The sequence below is a fragment of the Maribacter stanieri genome (genome assembly GCF_900112245.1).
Taxonomy (GTDB): domain Bacteria; phylum Bacteroidota; class Bacteroidia; order Flavobacteriales; family Flavobacteriaceae; genus Maribacter; species Maribacter stanieri.
This window is the reverse complement of sequence record NZ_FOYX01000001.1, coordinates 396,955-413,356: the sequence shown is the minus strand read 5'-3', so window position 1 is coordinate 413,356 and position 16,402 is coordinate 396,955. Positions and strand designations below refer to the sequence as shown.

Here is a 16,402-nt window from a genome sequence, read left to right as displayed (position 1 = left end):
ATGGGTAAGATTTTATTAAAAAACGGAATTATTATTAACGAAGGGATTATTGAGGAAAGTGATATTCTTATTGTTGATGAAATAATCGTAAAAATAGCAAAAGACATATCTGATGCAGATGCTGAGGTAATAGATTGTTCAGGTAAACATATTATGCCAGGCGTTATAGATGATCAAGTGCATTTTAGAGAACCTGGTCTTACGCACAAAGGTACTATTGCAACAGAAAGTAGGGCAGCTCTTGCCGGTGGTATAACAACATTTATGGAGCAGCCTAATACAACACCACAAACGACGACTATTGAAAAGCTTGAAGAAAAGTTTGCAACAGCTGCTAACTCGGCATTTGCCAATTATTCTTTTCTTTTTGGTGGTACTAACGATAACTTGGAGGAGCTAAAGAAATTAGATAAGAATGCTTGTTCTGGTATAAAATTATTTTTGGGCTCTTCTACGGGGAATATGCTGGTAGATGACGAAAAAGTAATAGAAAATATTTTCAGAAATACAGAGATGGTAATTTCAGCACATTGCGAAGATGAAACTACCATTCGAGAAAATTTAGCAAAATATAAAGCAGAGTACGGAGATGATATTCCGTTAGAATTGCATCCTATTATTCGTAGTGAAGAAGCATGTTACCTTTCCTCTTCAAGAGCAATAGCATTGGCGAAGAAAACAGGTGCTAGATTACACGTGTTTCATTTATCTACGGGTAAGGAAACCGATTTGTTCCAGAATGATATTCCTTTAGAGCAAAAGAAGATAACTGCAGAGGTATGTATTCATCACCTTTGGTTTTCAGATGCCGACTATGCTAAAAAGGGAACTTTAATAAAATGGAATCCTGCAGTAAAAACAGCAAATGACAGAGACATGCTTTGGGATGCTTTGTTAGATGACAGAATAGATGTTATTGCTACCGATCATGCACCACACCTATTAGAGGAAAAAAATAATGTTTATACAAAAGCACCATCTGGTGGTCCATTAGTTCAGCATGCATTAAATGCTATGTTAGAAAAAGTAAAGGACGGTGTTATCTCATTAGAAAAGATGGTACAGAAAATGTGTCATAACCCGGCAATTCTATTTCAGATAGAGAAGCGTGGATATATACGTGAAGGGTATTATGCAGATTTAGTTGTAGCAGATTTAAATAACCCATGGACGGTTACAAAAGAGAATATTGCTTATAAGTGTAAATGGTCTCCTTTTGAGGATACTACATTCTCATCTAAGGTAATACACACATTCGTTAATGGACATTTAGGTTATAGTAATGGTCAGTTTTCAGAAAAACGAAATGCAAAAAGACTAACATTTAATAGACCATGAGACAAGTACTATTATTAGTTTTAGGAATGTTATTATTTTCTTCTTGTGCAGAAGAATTGATTGAAAAGCCAGATAATTTAATTCCGGAAGATAAAATGGTGTCCATTATAAAAGAAATGGCCATTGTCAATGCTGCAAAAACAACCAATCTTGGAAAGTTAAGGGAGAACGGAATAGAGCCTACAACATTCGTTTTTGAAAAATTTGAAATTGATAGTGCACAATTTGTAGATAGCGATAGATACTATGCTTCAAAACCTCTGAGGTATGAGAATATGTATAAAAAGGTTGAGTCTGAGCTAGAAGCGCAACGTGTACAATTGGATATGGAGAAAAAACTTAGGGATAGTATTAGCCTTGCCAAGAAAACAAAAAAGAAAATAGAGCTAAAAGAAAAGGACTCTATTGCGGCTAAGACTGGTCAGAAATAAATTGCTTAGAACAAAATGCTACTTGTTCTTCTAAAGGTTCAAATTCAATTTGCAATGCTTGTTTAATTTTTGAATTGTTGAACGTAGTTGGGTTTTTTAGGCCGTAAATAGTATTTTTTGTAATTGTTCTAGGACTTCCATTTAGTAGATTTCTAAACTTATCTGCAATTCTGCCAATATTCAGTTGCCAAAATTTCAATGGTTTAGAGGGTGGTTTTTTCCCCATAGAAGACGTAATTTTCTGCAAAATCTCTTGGTACGATAAATTTTCTGCAACCAGAATAAAGCGTTCACTGTGAATTGTAGAATTCATAAGCTGAATCATAATGTTCACCACGTCGGTAACGGTTACAAAACCTGAACCACCAGGGGGGTAATAACTATAGCCTTTAGAGGCGGTTTTAAAAAAAGAACCACTACCGCTATTCCAAAATCCAGGTCCAAGAATAACGCCAGGGTTTACAATTACCATTTTTAGTTGTTCTTGAGCACCACGCCAAACTTCCATTTCGGCAAGTTGTTTAGTTATGGCATATGGGTTGGCATTTTGGCGCGTCCATTCGGTTTCTTCATCTGCTTTTTCTTTAGTAATAGTTCTTCCTATTGTGCCAATGGTACTTACATGACATAATTTATCGACACCTGCGGTAATGCACATATTAACAATATTCGCAGTTCCTTCCCTATTAATACGTTCTAGTTTTTTGAAATCAGATGGATTAAAAGAGATAAATGCGGCACAATGGTATACTTGGGCTATATTTTCAAATGCAGTTTCTAAAGAAGGAATATCTAAAATATCCCCTTGTACCCAATCAATTTTTTCAAACAATGCTTCGTAGTTGTCTGAATAATAAGAGAAAACTTTTTTTACGTGGGTTAATTTATCCGCAGTTCTATAAAGTGCTCGAACAATATTGTCATCCATTGTTAATTTCAGCAGCAAATGCGACCCCACCAACCCTGTGCCTCCTGTAACTAATACCATAGTTCAAATTTAGCGAATAGGAGTGAAATTCATGCCTAAATCTACTATGTACTGGTAGGAATTCCATTTATATTTGCATTTCAATTAAAATTCAGGAAGAGATGACAAATTTTGTCAAGGAGTTACAGTGGCGTGGAATGTTGCATGATGCAATGCCAGGAACAGAAGAGCATTTATTAGAAGGTATGCAGTCTGCTTATGTAGGTATAGATCCAACAGCAGATTCTTTACATATAGGTCATTTGGTAGGGGTAATGATGCTTCGCCATTTTCAATTAGCTGGTCACAAGCCATATGCTTTAATTGGTGGTGCTACAGGTATGATCGGTGATCCTTCAGGTAAATCTGCAGAACGTAATTTACTTGACGAAAAAACACTGCGTCACAATCAAAATGCATTGAAAGAACAATTATCTCGTTTCTTAGATTTTAGTGGTAGTGATGATAATGCTGCGGTTTTGGTCAACAATTATGATTGGATGAAAGATTTCTCATTTCTAGAATTTATTAGAGATGTAGGTAAGCACATTACGGTTAATTACATGATGTCTAAAGACTCTGTAAAAAAACGACTTTCTTCAGAAGCCAAAGAAGGTATGTCATTTACCGAGTTTACCTATCAATTAGTGCAAGGGTATGATTTTCTTCACTTATACAGACAACATAACTGTAGCCTTCAAATGGGGGGTAGCGATCAATGGGGTAATATTACTACTGGTACAGAATTAATAAGAAGAATTGCCGGTGGTAAAGGGTATGCCCTTACATGTCCGTTAATTACAAAAGCCGATGGAACAAAATTCGGTAAGACTGAAGGAGGTAATGTTTGGTTAGATGCAGAAAGAACATCACCTTATAAATTCTACCAATATTGGTTGAACACATCAGATGAAGATGCCGATAAATACATTAAGATTTTTACATTTTTAGGTCAACAAGAAATTGAAGACTTAATAAAACAACATAAAGAAGCACCACATTTAAGACTTTTACAAAAGAGATTGGCAGACGAGATTACGGTTATGGTTCATTCACAAGATGATTTGGACAATGCGGTAAAAGCTAGTGAAATCTTGTTTGGTAAATCAACAGCGTCAGATTTAAAAGGGTTGAACGAGAAGACATTTTTAGACATTTTTGAAGGTGTGCCACAAGCAGAACTTTCAAAAGAAGAATTAACAGATGGTCTTGATATGATTGGGGCATTAGCGGCAAAAACGAACTTCTTAGGTTCTAATGGTGAGGCAAGAAGAGAGTTGAAGCAGAACTCGATTTCGGTAAATAAAGAGAAAGTAAAAGAAGACTTTTTAATTACAGCTAATGATTTAATTAACGATAAATTTGTGCTATTACAAAGAGGTAAGAAAAATTATTTTGTATTGGTATTTAACTAAAAAACAACTTTGAGCTTGTTGTGCACTCTTATTTAAAAATGTAGTAGAATGAAATTGAGATTGTTAATTGTTTTTTCATTACTGTTTTTAAGTTGTAATTCAGATGATGATCGCGTAATTGAAGATGAAGCTGTAGAGGGTGAATGGGTACTCTCTAATGTAGTTTGCTATTGTGGTTTTGAACCTGATATAGATTTTTCGTTAACCAAAATCGACTTTAATACTGAAAGAAGTATGGTAACTGTTACCCATGAAAGCGAGTATGCTTTTTTTAGGGAAAATGGAGAGCATTTTTACGGAGGGCAAGCAAATCGTATAAATTTTTCAGATGGTAATGTGTTTCGTTTTGAAGTTAAAGGTTCGCAACTCACACTTACTTATGAAGATAGTCCAGAGATTTCTGATGATGAGGTAACCTTTATTTTTGTACGATAAGACAGTTTTAAGGGGGAATATTTCTATTCCCTTAGAATAAATTTGTTCATATTACGTTTTCTAGCATAAACCCCCAAATTATGTTTAAAAAGTATATTTCCTTTATCTGTTTACTTGTATTGTTTACTGCTTGCGATAAAATAGATGAATTAACAAAGTTTGATATGGAGTATAGCCAACGCGCTACCATACCATCATCTACAGGAATTAATTTACCGTTTGACGTTTTTACCCCAGAAATGGAAACTAATTCAGAATCTACTTTTGCTGTAAATGACACCAGAAAAGACTTAATCGAAGAAATTAAATTAACAGATTTAGAGTTGGTTATAATTTCGCCAGAAGAAGCAGATTTCAGCTTTCTAAATTCTATAGAAATGTATATATCGGCAGATGGTTTAGAAGAAATTCTAATTGCAAATTTGGATGAAGTGCCAGAAGATGCAGGTAATGTCATTACTTTAGATACCTCAGATACAGATTTGAAAGAGTACATAAAGAAAGATGAATTCAGCTTGCGATTGAATACCGTTACTGATGAATTAATGAGTACAGATCATGAATTAGAGGTTAATTCTACATTCTTTGTAGATGCTAAAATTTTAGGGCTTTAATTTAAGATCGGCTTAACGCAACTATTTAACGGTTAGGTATCTTGTAAATACATAAAAGGCTTTGTGTTATGAAAAAATATGCCGTTTTATTTCTATATCTGGTATTTCTTGCATCCTGTTCTAGTGATGATGACTTCGGTTTAGCGTCTACTCAGTTCGTTTTTTCTGAACAGAAATGGGAATTGGTGCAAATGTCAGGGAGCTTTCAAAATTCTGAAACAACAGGAGAAGAAATGGAATGGCAAGGGTATTATATCTTTTCGCCTGAGGGCACTTTCTTAAAGTCAAGAACTATAGATGGGTTAATTTTTGAAGCTACAGGTAGTTTTGAAGTAATTGAATATGACGATGATGCTAATCATTACTTAGAACTTACTTTTGAAACGGGAAAAGAGCTAGCAGGCAATTGTACAGGCGATGCTAAAGAACTTTTAATGTACAGAACATCTACAATGATTTCAAGCTTATGGATGGCTTGTGATGGTCCTGGATTAGATTACTCTTTAAGTAAAAACTAAAGCACCATTAAATTACATCCTCTAATATCAGAATTATCAAATCTTCCAATAATTTCAAAAGTGCCATCTTGGTTCATTTTACCTAAATCTTGAGTTGCTATAAATGAGCAAGAATTAATATTCGCCAAGTCTATAACATTTATTCCGCCAGATTTTCCAGTGTTTAAATAGGTAAGTGGGTCTTCGGTATCTCGTACTAGAATTTTCATCCAATTAGGACAGTCGAATGCGCCTTTTCCCTTAGAATAGGCTTGTGACAAAAGCTCTGTCATTCCGTATTCTGAATGTATTTGTTGCACTCCGAAACCCTGTGATAATAATTGATGTAACTCTTGTCGTACAATTTCCTTTCGGCGCCCTTTCATACCGCCCGTTTCCATAATAACAGCATCTTTTAAGGATAGTTGATACTGTTCGGTAAATTCAAGTAAGGCAAAAGAAACTCCGATAATCAATATTTTAGTATTGGTTTCTTGGAGTTCAAGTATCAATTCCTGAAGTTGTCCATATTCATTTAAAAAGAAACCACTCTTTGGGTGATTAGATTTTTTAATTAAATCTTCAACCATGTAAATTAGGGAAGAACCTGTGCGCTCTAGGTATGAAGGTAATAGCGCAAGAACACAATAGTCGCTAATATCTCCATAAAAGTGATTAAAAGCTTTTAAATAGCTTTGTTCGTATATACTTAGGTCGGTAACGAAGTGTTTACTTGTTTCACTCCCGGTTGTTCCACTACTGGTAAAAGTTATTTCTGGTAAGGTGGTAGTACTTAGAACTTCTTTAGACTTAAAAAATTCTATAGGTAAAAATGGAATTTGCTCTAAAGTAAGAACCGCATCTGGGTCAACATTTAAAAGTTTGCAAAATGCTTGGTAGACGGAATTATTGGTGTATTGAAACTTGAAAATACGCAGTGCTTGAGTTAAAAAATCCCTCTTTGTGCGAATATCAAAAATTGCATTATTTTCCATTGGTTCTTGCCGATTATGACAAAGGTACTGAACCAAATTATTTTAATGGTTTTGGATAGAAATTAAGTAGGATATTTATTTAATAACAAGCTTGCGGGTAATTGATTTACCGTTTTCGGTTACTTGCACAACATACACACCAGGGGATAGGCGGGAAATATTCATTGCCTTTGTAGACAATTTTTCGGTCAGCACTAATTCACCGAAAACATCGTATACCTTAACTTCTTTTAGGTTGTTTAACTGTGTTGTTACATAAACAACATCTGCAATTGCTGGATTTGGATATAATTTAAAACCGGCAATTTCATCGTTACGTAGGTTGTTGATATCTATGGTGTCTTGGGCATATAGCCCAACAGATACTACCATAAATAGCATAAAGTAGATTTTCTTCATTTTTTATTGATTTGGGATCAACACTTCAAAGGTATATATAAGTGTTACTAGGATACCGAAAATGTTGTGAAACCTAAGATTATGTAGGTCAATGAGATAGGCGAAGTTATTCGTCGGGAAAATGTGTATTTAACCGATAAGGATTATAAGAAGTAAGATGAAAATTGGTAATTCTATTACTTGATAATTAATTTACGTGTACACATTTTGTTTTTTTCAAGAACACGTAATACGTAAACACCAGCATCTAAATTTGACAAGCTCAATTCTTTACCTAAGATGGTAGTTTTTAGTAATAATGTACCGAAAACATCATAAATGAAAATTTCTTTCGGAGCATTAAGGTTTGTAGAAATATAGACTTTACCTGTGGTAACCGGATTTGGGTACATACTAAAACCATCAATATCTCCATTGCTTTGAGAACTTTGCCCATAGCTGAAGGAAATAACAAAAAAGAAGATGATTAGGTAAAGTTGCTTCATATATAGCTGGTTACAAATGCTATGCCACAAATATATGAATTTAACACTCCTTTTAGTTTTTGTAAGAGTGGATATTGTGAAAAGATCGATGAAATGCAAAAAGATCGATGAAATGCACTTTTTATGACTTTAACTACGCTTTTTCTATTGATTTTAGTAGCGTGTAGTCTATGCTTGTAAGAATTATTCTAAACAAAAAAGCCCGAAATTTGCGCACTTTTATTAAAAAAATTAAGAGTAGAATTAATCGTGAAGATTAAAATAATCAACTAACTGATCAAAATCTCTATAATCTAAAGTTCCTGTAGGGATATCTCTAATTTTGGAAATATTTAAGCCTATAATCGTCAGGTTTTTAAGTTCGAAACTTGAACTAAAATAATCGGTTCCGTCAGCATTTTCAATATAAATGGTATAGTCTAATTCCTCAAGGTCGCTTCCTCCTTCGTAGGATATGCGATAGTCCCTCTCTAAATCGATATAAGATAAAGGTTTCATTTCATTTAAAATGGGGTCTTTAAAAAACAAAGATATTGAGTGAATTTCATTAAAATCGATTTCCAAATCAAAGTCTTTTAGTCTCATTGTAAATTGCAATGAGTCTTTTACGATTTGTGTTCCTGAAGGAATTAGAAATGCATCATCATTAGAAATCGGTTTTAATATTTCATCAGATGTTGACTCGTCTATATTTTCTTCTTTTGAGCAAGAAGCTAAAATGACCATAATAAAGCTAGCTAAAAAAAAGGTAATTTTTTTCATCATATTAAGATTCTTACTAAAATTAAGATATAATCCCACATCTATTATGAGCTAAATGTTATCAAATGGTTATAGGTTATTAAGAATAAAAAAAGCCCGCAAATTGCGGGCTTTTGGCTACTGAATTTTAAAGATTTTAGAACTGGTAGCTATATCCTAAAGAAATAGCTTGTCCTGGATATCTAGAAGAATAAACTTGGTCTTGAGCTCCAAAAGATTGGTAAACACTTTCAATGTCATCGTTCAAGATATTTTCGAATTTTAAAGATATTTTACTGCTGTTCTCTTTTCCAAACTCTTTACTTAAGTTCATTTTTAAGTTGTGGAAAGGTAGCGTGTAAACATCTGGAATATCGCCGTTACCTACAATCTCTAAAGTTTTACCTTGAACATTGTAAACGATACCACCTTGCCATCCATTGTCATTATTATCGTAGCTAAACCCAACATTTAAAAGTAAAGGAGACTGCCCTTGTAATTGTCTCGTATCATCTAATGTTTCACCTGTTCTTAAGTTATCGATTCTTGCTGCTTCTTCATCTTCACTGTATGTTTGCTGAGATTCAATAACAGAAATGTTAGCATTGAAATTGAAATTTTCCCATCCTGGTATAAAGCCCATATTTCTTCTGTATTCCAATTCAGCACCAAATACTTTGGCATCACCTAGGTTTAAAGGAATAAATTGCCCTCTAGCTTCTCTAATAAAAGTAAGTTCTATAGGATCATCAAAAGTTTTAGCAAAACCACTGATCGCGAAGAAATTTGTTCCTTCGCCATAAGCTTCAAATCTTATATCATAGTTATTGATATAGGTTGGCTGAATATCAATATTACCGATAAAGAAAGTACTTGATACAGGGTCAAAAATCTGTGCGTTAGAAGCCTCTTTAAAAGAAGGTCTTGCTGTAGTACTAGAAAACGAAGCTCTTATTTTCTTATTTGCTTCTTCGTTTAGTTCGTATATAAAGTTGGCAGAAGGGAAGAAATCTGCTTTATCTAAAATTGTTTGATTGTCAAAAACTTCACCATCTTGGTTTTCACCTGAGTAACGTAGGTCAAACTTTTCAAATCTTACACCAACAATTGCGTTAAACCTATCAGATAGTTTAAATTCATCGCCAACATAACCTGCACCAACTGTAATTTGAGAGTTGAAAGAATCGGATATATTAGAATCACGTCTTACATAAGTACCTTCTCTTGTTTCAGGATCATAAATATTTTCAGGAGCTAAAACTAAATCTGCATTACCTTCAAAATTTAAACTATAGTTTCCTGCTTGTGATTGTATAGGTGTCGAGAATTGATTAACAACAAAGTCTCTTTCTTTAATAGTAAACGCACCACCAAATTTAAGTTTTGCATCTCTACCAAATAATTGATGCTTTCTTGTAAGATCTAATTTACTAGCTACATTGTATTCTTCTAAGTCCCTCCAAATTCTACTAGGGTCTCCAGATTCACTAGGAGAAATAGTAAAGTTTCCAGTTTCTGGCTCAAATCTAAATGGAGTCGTTCTCAAATCCTTATCATAGATTTTAGAGAATGTTGGCGAAACTTTCCAAGAAACTTTCCAAGAAGCATCTTCGTTCGTGTGTTCACCATTTAATAGAATGTTGGTAATAGAACGTTGTGTATACGTTAATACATCTTTGAAAATAGTATTAGAGTTTACATTAAAATTATCTTGTCTAATATATGAAGCACCAGATTCTCCATTTTGTATATGTAATACATTCAACTTGTATTTAGACTGAAGGCTTTTTAATGAAATACCTGCAAGCCCACTAATAAGTACGTTGTTAACACCAATATTACCAGATTGTGTTCTATCATCGGTTAGCTCAAGAACAGATTTGTCTTGATCTTGTTTTCTAAATACTTGTCCGCTAACAGCATCTTCGTAGAAATCAGTACTGTTTTTATACGTAAGAGAGGCTAAGTAACCTATTTTTTTAGTTCCATCTTCATTAAGGTCGTATTGGTTGCCAGCTGTAAAACCAATATTGAAATCTGCACCACTTTGATTTTCTAGTGCTTTTAGATTTGGTTCCAATAATCTTGTTAAGGCAGCAGATCTATTACCGTCTACAACAGGTAAAGGAGTTTCTATATTTTGTGGTATTGCTAAATCTCTTTGACCATTATCAAAACCTAATGCATCTGTTGGACTACCATCATAGCTAAGGTAATTGTCCTTAAAGTGCATGCTAGAGTTATAACCTAAACCAGCAGAGAAACTGTACTCTGCTCTTGATGGGAAATCTTTAGTAACAATATCAACCACACCACCTGTAAAATCTGCAGGTTGATCTGCGGTTGCAGATTTAACAACAATTATATTATCTAATATATTGGTAGGGAAAATATCTAATTGAAGTGTGTTTCTATCTGGATCAAGACCAGGTACATCTACACCATTTAAAATGGATTTAGTGTAACGGTCACCTAAACCACGAACGTAAACGAATTTACCTCCTTGTACAGATACACCAGGTACCGATTTAATAGCACTTGCAATATCGCTAGCACCAGATTTTTTAATGCTTTGTATGGATAAACCATCTAATAATGCTACCGAATTCTTTTGTAGGTTTAACACGGAAGCTTCTGTGTTTTTACTAACTGTGGTAGTAACCACAACTTCGTCTAGCGCATTGGCAAGCGGGTTTAATGTAATATCTATTATTTGCTCTGCACCAGGTGCAACGATTACTTCTGCTACTTCTTTTGTTTCGTATCCTAAATACGAAAAAGTAACGGTGTATGTGCCTGGCTCTACGTCTAGAACATATTTTCCATCAAAATCTGATGTGGTACCTTTTGTAGTTCCTTTAATAAGAATGTTAGCAAAAGGCAGAACGTCATTAAATTCACCGTCGTTCACAGTTCCTGATATAATACCCTCTTGCGCAGATATTATTTGAGCGGAAAAAGTGATGAGTAAAATTAATAATAACTTGAGTTTCATAAGTAATGAGTTGAAAATGTTAAAAAGAAATAAATTGCTCGCCTAAAAATTATATTAGGACGAGCAATTATTATGTGTAACTATTATTTGTATTTATAATTAGAAACCTAAGCTAGCTTTTGTGTTAGCGTAAGTCCAAGAAAAAGCAGATGTATCAGCACCAACAGTTCCTTCTGTTGCAGCAGATGAGAAAGTTGTTGCATCAGCTTCAAAAGTTGTACTGTCTGTAGTGTCATTAAAAACTTCAGAAGAAGCAGTAACACCTTCTGGTAATACAATTTCCCAGTTGGTAAATACTAGTGAACCTGCAGTATAATTAGCAGCAACACCTTCGTTGTCTAATTCAATATCAGAAAGTTGTAAATCAGTACCTACTCCTGTGAAATTAGTTACTAATATATTGTTGGTAGTACCTTGTGCGTTTGAACGGTAATCTGCGATTTCTCCATTCTCAACGTTGTCGGTTAAACCAATTAAAGTAGCGTTTGTTAAAGTAAAGCCACCTTGTAAAGAACCTTCTGGACCATCAATTTCTAAAGCGTGATCAGAAATACCCCCTTGTATAACGACTGCATTATCAATAGTACCAGAGTAAGCTTGGTCAATATCAAGACCGTCATCACCTTGTGCCCATACAAATAAGTTTGTAGCGTTTACGCTTCCACCAAAGAATTCAACACCATCATCAACATTACCAACAACTTCAATGTTGTCAACAGTTGTTCCAGTACCAACGGCACCTAAAGTAAGACCGTTTATTTCGTTTCCTTCACCAATCAAAGCACCACCATGGCGAATAGAGATGTACTGTAAAGTACCTGAATCATCAGCAGAATCAGATCCACCGTATAATCCTTTATCACCGTCAGTATCTGTAGGAACTCCTTCGATTTGAGCAGATTCAGCATCACCATCAAAAGAAGCAGGTGCATTACCTAATATAATTAAACCACCCCAAAGACCACGATCGTTTTGATCAAGGTTAGTACCGGCAGTTTCACCTAATTCAATGTTATCAGCAGAAGATGTAAAGATAATTGGTGCTGTAGCAGTTCCTACGGCTTCAATTTTACTACCTCTTGTTACTATTAATACAGAAGCATTAACACCTGACCCTGCGTTAGCCTTAATAATTGTACCTGGCTCAATAGTTAATGTAGCTCCTTCAGTTACAAAAACTCTACCATCTAAAGTAACTATTTTGTCAGCTGTCCAAGTAACATCGGTTGTAATGTCATCACTAACTGTAATTGTTGTTTGAACTTCAGTTTCAGTTGTAACTGTATCTACAACGATAACTTCTTTTTCAATTTCTACAACTGTTTCTTTTTCACAAGATGCTGCAGCGATTATAGCAGTTACTGTAGCAAGTGACCAAATAATTTTTTTCATCTTTTCTTTTTAAATTTATTAATTTAACTAGGTTGGTAATTGTGTTCTTGACACGTACAATTTTATTGCACGGCAAAGAAAGAGAAGGGTTGTAATGTTCGAGTTAGCTAGGTGTTAAACATTTATTTTGTTAATGTTACCTAAACGTTACTACATTAAATCAATGTTAAGTGACGTTGCTGTAAGAGTATTATCTTTACTTTTGAGCGAATCAATCTAATTTGAAAACCATGAAAAAGAAGGACATTAGGATACTTTTAGTTGATGATGAACCAGACATCCTAGAGATTGTAGCCTATAATTTATCTGCGGAAGGGTATGATGTTTATACAGCTAAGAATGGTGCCGATGGTGTTGCAAAAGCAAAAAAGAAATTACCGCACCTTATTATACTAGATGTAATGATGCCAGAAATGGATGGTATAGAAGCCTGCGAGATTCTAAGAAGAACCCCTGGTATGGAAAGTTCTATTATTACCTTTCTGACAGCTAGAGGGGAAGATTATTCTCAAGTAGCCGGTTTTGATGCAGGTGCAGATGATTACATTACTAAGCCTATAAAGCCAAAAGTATTGGTGAGTAAAGTAAACGCACTTCTTAGACGTGTTAAAAATGACGAAAATACTCAAGAAGATATTACCAAGGTGGGTGATATTGTCATTAATAGAGAGGAGTATAAAATTATTAAGAAAGGTGTAGAAATCATTTTACCTAGAAAAGAGTTTGAACTTCTTGCCTTATTGACTTCTAAGCCAAGTAAAGTATTTAAGAGAGAAGTAATTCTTGACAAAGTTTGGGGTAATGAAGTTGTTGTTGGTGGTCGTACAATAGATGTACACATTAGAAAACTTCGTGAAAAAATAGGAGAGGACCATTTTAAAACTGTAAAGGGAGTAGGATATAAGTTTGTTCTTTAAATGGCAGCTCCAGTTCGTTCTAGAAAATCATATCGTTTTGCATTTCGCTCATCACTCTATATAGTAATTATTGGCACACTTATATTGTCAGTATTGCAATGGCAATTTAGCACCATAAATTGGTGGGTTTTAATATTGGCTGCAATAACCTTTTTCATTATTTCTTTTGTCACTTTACAAGTAAGGATAGAGAAGTTTATCTACATGCGTATTAAAAAAATCTATGATGAGGTAGAGCTGTTGGAATCTTCAACGATACCATCGTATCCTGTTATGACAGATATGCGAACGTTGACAGCTGAAATTGAAAAATTTGCCAAGGATAAGAAAATAGAAATAGATACTTTAAAGATTAGAGAAGAGTACCGTAAAGATTTTTTAGGGAACGTTTCTCATGAATTAAAGACTCCGTTGTTCACTGTTCAAGGGTATTTAGAGACTTTATTAGATGGTGCAATCGATGATAAAAACGTAAGAAAGAAATACATATTTCGCGCAAATAAAGCGGTAGATCGTTTAATATACATTGTTAAAGACCTTGACCTCATTACTAAATTAGAGGTGGGGGATCTTAGGTTAGAAAAACAAACTTTTAATATTGTAGAGCTAATTCAAAGTGTATTTGATTTGTTGGAGATGAAAGCCGATAAAAAAAATATTACGTTAACATTCGATATTGCTTATCCGAAACCGATTTTGGTTTTTGCCGATAAAGAGAAAATACAACAAGTGCTTACCAACTTATTAGTGAACTCTATAAAGTATGGAAATGAGAATGGTACTACAGAGGTAAGTGTTGAAAATTTAGTAAAGAATAAGGTTATTGTAAGGGTGACGGATAATGGTGAAGGCATACCAGCGGTTCATATACCAAGGCTTTTTGAACGTTTTTATAGGGTAGATCAAAGTGGTAGTCGCCGTGAAGGCGGTTCTGGATTAGGTCTTGCCATTGTAAAACATGTCATTGAAGCCCACGGAGAAAAAATATATGTGGAAAGCGCTGTAGAGGTAGGTTCGGAGTTTTCTTTTACTTTAGAGAAAAGTATCGTTCAAATAGAAGAAGTACTATAAACGCTAACCCTCTCTTTTTTCTTAGATTTGCCGCAGTTTATAAGTGATAATTGTGGGAAGTAAGAATAAGTTAAAAAGATTTCAGGAAAACGAAACGTTTTCAAACGTAATTCAACCAACTAGGGATGAAGTGGTAAACGGTTTCCCTTTGAAAGGAAAATGGAATACCCATTTCAAAAACGACAACCCTATTGTATTGGAATTGGGTTGTGGTAAAGGCGAGTATACTGTTGGATTGGCAAAGAAATTTCCGAATAAGAATTTTATTGGTATTGATATAAAGGGCGCCCGTTTCTGGAAAGGAGCTAAAGAAGCTGTTGAAGGAGATTTACCAAATGTATGTTTTATTCGAACTCAGATAGAATTGGTTGATCATCTTTTTGGAAAAGAGGAAGTGTCTGAAATTTGGATCACCTTCCCAGACCCACAAATAAAATATAAGCGTACCAAACACCGTATGACCAATGCTACATTTTTAGAACGGTACAAACAAGTTTTAAAACCTGAAGGAACGGTTAATCTTAAAACGGATAGCGAGTTTATGCATGGGTATACCTTAGGGTTGCTACACGGTCTAGGTTTAGAGGTACTTTATGCCAACCATGATGTGTATAAGAATGAAGGTAGCCCTAAAGAGGTCTTAGAAATACAGACTTTCTATGAAAATCAGTATCTTGAAAAAGGAAAGCCTATTACTTTTATTAGGTTCAAGGTAAATTGATTTAATGCAACAATTGCCAATCTTATTTGTTTTTACGTTTGGGGCTGCTTTTTTTGCATCGTTGCCACCAGGCCTACTTAATTTAAATGCTGCTAAAACAAGTGTAGAAAAAGGGAAGGCTAACGGATTAATATTTGCGTTAGGCGTGGCACTTGCTGTAATGTTGCAAACTTATGTTGCAGTACGTATAGCTAAACTAATATCTAGAAACCAGCATATTGTAGAGTTGCTATTACAAACAGCATTATTGGTGTTTTTTGTGTTGGCTATATTCTTTTTTATTAAGGGTAGAAAACAAGTTAAAAAGCCTTTTATAATAGTAGAGACGAAGAAGCGAAATAGCTTTTCTAAAGGGGTATTTTTAGCGCTAATTAATCTTTTGGCAATTCCGTATTACAGTGGCTTAAATACCGTTTTTCATTCGCAAGGTATCATGACCTACAGAATAGTTGATGAAGTTTTATTTATTCTGGCTGCAGGTAGTGGTACATTTTTGGCAATGTATATTTATGTTATTTACTTTAATAAGTGGGAGCATAAAACAAAATCCTTCACTAAGAACAGTAACTATATTTTAAGTGGATTAATGGTGCTTCTTTTTGTAATCACTGCTTTTAGGTTGTTTAATTAACGAAAGAATACGATGAAACCTGAAAACGAGAATTTCTTTGAAAGAGTATATCAAGTGGCAAGGTTAATACCGGAAGGTCGAGTGACTTCCTATGGTGCTATCGCTAAATATTTAGGTGCGGCCCGCAGTGCAAGAATGGTAGGTTGGGCTATGAATGCATCACATAATATGGATGATATTCCTGCGCATAGAGTGGTAAACAAAGCCGGACTCCTTACTGGTAAACATCATTTTGATGGTACCAACCTCATGCAACAACTGTTAGAAGGTGAAGGAGTAGAGATAAAGGATTTACAAATTGTTGATCTTGAAAAATACTTCTGGAATCCTTATACAGAACTTAAAACTGAAATTTAAT

18 protein-coding genes are annotated in these 16,402 nt (G+C 34.4%); 11 read left to right on the top strand and 7 right to left on the bottom strand.

Going from position 1 to position 16,402, the window contains the following annotated elements; genetic code table 11:
- Together BM296_RS01740 and BM296_RS01735 are read left to right on the top strand one after the other, a co-directional pair.
- On the top strand, positions 1 to 1,338 hold the full coding sequence (locus BM296_RS01740) for a dihydroorotase (RefSeq protein WP_091901017.1): 1,338 nt from the start codon (positions 1 to 3) through the stop codon (positions 1,336 to 1,338).
- Complete coding sequence (locus BM296_RS01735; RefSeq protein ID WP_091901015.1) at positions 1,335 to 1,769, top strand: DUF4296 domain-containing protein; 435 nt, start codon at positions 1,335 to 1,337, stop codon at positions 1,767 to 1,769. Before BM296_RS01740 ends, BM296_RS01735 begins: the two co-directional genes overlap by 4 nt.
- On the opposite strand, the gene BM296_RS01730 is transcribed toward BM296_RS01735, so the two are convergent.
- On the bottom strand, positions 1,750 to 2,757 hold the full coding sequence (locus BM296_RS01730; protein WP_091901013.1) for an NAD-dependent epimerase/dehydratase family protein: 1,008 nt from the start codon (positions 2,755 to 2,757) through the stop codon (positions 1,750 to 1,752). The two genes, BM296_RS01735 and BM296_RS01730, sit on opposite strands and share 20 nt — an antisense overlap.
- A gap of 101 nt (positions 2,758 to 2,858) precedes the next feature.
- Here BM296_RS01730 and tyrS point away from each other — a divergent pair, with 101 nt between their 5' ends.
- The 4 genes from tyrS to BM296_RS01710 all read left to right on the top strand — a co-directional run bounded on the left by tyrS (position 2,859) and on the right by BM296_RS01710 (position 5,718).
- Positions 2,859 to 4,151, top strand: a complete 1,293-nt coding sequence (gene tyrS, locus BM296_RS01725; RefSeq protein ID WP_027065885.1) for a tyrosine--tRNA ligase — start codon at positions 2,859 to 2,861, stop codon at positions 4,149 to 4,151.
- Between the two features lie 48 nt (positions 4,152 to 4,199).
- Positions 4,200 to 4,586 (top strand): hypothetical protein, encoded by a 387-nt coding sequence (locus BM296_RS01720; protein ID WP_091901011.1) that lies wholly within the window; start codon positions 4,200 to 4,202, stop codon positions 4,584 to 4,586.
- 80 nt (positions 4,587 to 4,666) lie between these two features.
- Positions 4,667 to 5,200 (top strand): hypothetical protein, encoded by a 534-nt coding sequence (locus BM296_RS01715; RefSeq protein ID WP_091901009.1) that lies wholly within the window; start codon positions 4,667 to 4,669, stop codon positions 5,198 to 5,200.
- Positions 5,201 to 5,268: 68 nt separating this feature from the next.
- Positions 5,269 to 5,718 carry a hypothetical protein gene (locus BM296_RS01710; protein ID WP_091901006.1) on the top strand — a complete coding sequence of 150 codons (450 nt, stop codon included), beginning with the start codon at positions 5,269 to 5,271 and terminating at the stop codon, positions 5,716 to 5,718.
- Here the strand turns inward: BM296_RS01710 and BM296_RS01705 are convergent.
- The 6 genes from BM296_RS01705 to BM296_RS01680 form a co-directional block, all read right to left on the bottom strand.
- Complete coding sequence (locus BM296_RS01705; RefSeq protein WP_091901004.1) at positions 5,715 to 6,692, bottom strand: LuxE/PaaK family acyltransferase; 978 nt, start codon at positions 6,690 to 6,692, stop codon at positions 5,715 to 5,717. The genes BM296_RS01710 and BM296_RS01705 overlap by 4 nt on opposite strands.
- A gap of 75 nt (positions 6,693 to 6,767) precedes the next feature.
- A complete protein-coding gene (locus BM296_RS01700; protein ID WP_091901002.1) occupies positions 6,768 to 7,091 on the bottom strand; it encodes a T9SS type A sorting domain-containing protein in 324 nt (107 codons plus the stop codon).
- Between the two features lie 176 nt (positions 7,092 to 7,267).
- Positions 7,268 to 7,576, bottom strand: a complete 309-nt coding sequence (locus BM296_RS01695; protein ID WP_091901000.1) for a T9SS type A sorting domain-containing protein — start codon at positions 7,574 to 7,576, stop codon at positions 7,268 to 7,270.
- Between the two features lie 243 nt (positions 7,577 to 7,819).
- Positions 7,820 to 8,302, bottom strand: a complete 483-nt coding sequence (locus tag BM296_RS01690; protein WP_143099032.1) for a hypothetical protein — start codon at positions 8,300 to 8,302, stop codon at positions 7,820 to 7,822.
- 172 nt (positions 8,303 to 8,474) lie between these two features.
- Positions 8,475 to 11,312: a TonB-dependent receptor gene (locus BM296_RS01685; protein ID WP_091900996.1), complete on the bottom strand. Its 2,838-nt coding sequence runs from the start codon at positions 11,310 to 11,312 to the stop codon at positions 8,475 to 8,477.
- A 99-nt stretch (positions 11,313 to 11,411) separates the two neighbouring features.
- A complete protein-coding gene (locus tag BM296_RS01680) occupies positions 11,412 to 12,704 on the bottom strand; it encodes a beta-helix domain-containing protein (RefSeq protein ID WP_091900994.1) in 1,293 nt (430 codons plus the stop codon).
- Between the two features lie 230 nt (positions 12,705 to 12,934).
- Between BM296_RS01680 and BM296_RS01675 the strand changes: the two genes are divergently transcribed.
- The 5 genes from BM296_RS01675 to BM296_RS01655 are packed head-to-tail and all read left to right on the top strand — an operon-like array spanning position 12,935 to position 16,401.
- Complete coding sequence (locus tag BM296_RS01675; protein WP_027065895.1) at positions 12,935 to 13,621, top strand: response regulator transcription factor; 687 nt, start codon at positions 12,935 to 12,937, stop codon at positions 13,619 to 13,621.
- Complete coding sequence (locus BM296_RS01670) at positions 13,622 to 14,692, top strand: sensor histidine kinase (RefSeq protein ID WP_027065896.1); 1,071 nt, start codon at positions 13,622 to 13,624, stop codon at positions 14,690 to 14,692.
- A 52-nt stretch (positions 14,693 to 14,744) separates the two neighbouring features.
- On the top strand, positions 14,745 to 15,413 hold the full coding sequence (trmB, locus tag BM296_RS01665; RefSeq protein ID WP_091900992.1) for a tRNA (guanosine(46)-N7)-methyltransferase TrmB: 669 nt from the start codon (positions 14,745 to 14,747) through the stop codon (positions 15,411 to 15,413).
- A 4-nt stretch (positions 15,414 to 15,417) separates the two neighbouring features.
- Positions 15,418 to 16,044 carry a LysE family transporter gene (locus BM296_RS01660; protein ID WP_091900990.1) on the top strand — a complete coding sequence of 209 codons (627 nt, stop codon included), beginning with the start codon at positions 15,418 to 15,420 and terminating at the stop codon, positions 16,042 to 16,044.
- A 12-nt stretch (positions 16,045 to 16,056) separates the two neighbouring features.
- Positions 16,057 to 16,401 (top strand): MGMT family protein, encoded by a 345-nt coding sequence (locus BM296_RS01655; protein WP_091900987.1) that lies wholly within the window; start codon positions 16,057 to 16,059, stop codon positions 16,399 to 16,401.
- The last annotated feature ends 1 nt before the right edge of the window (position 16,402 follow it).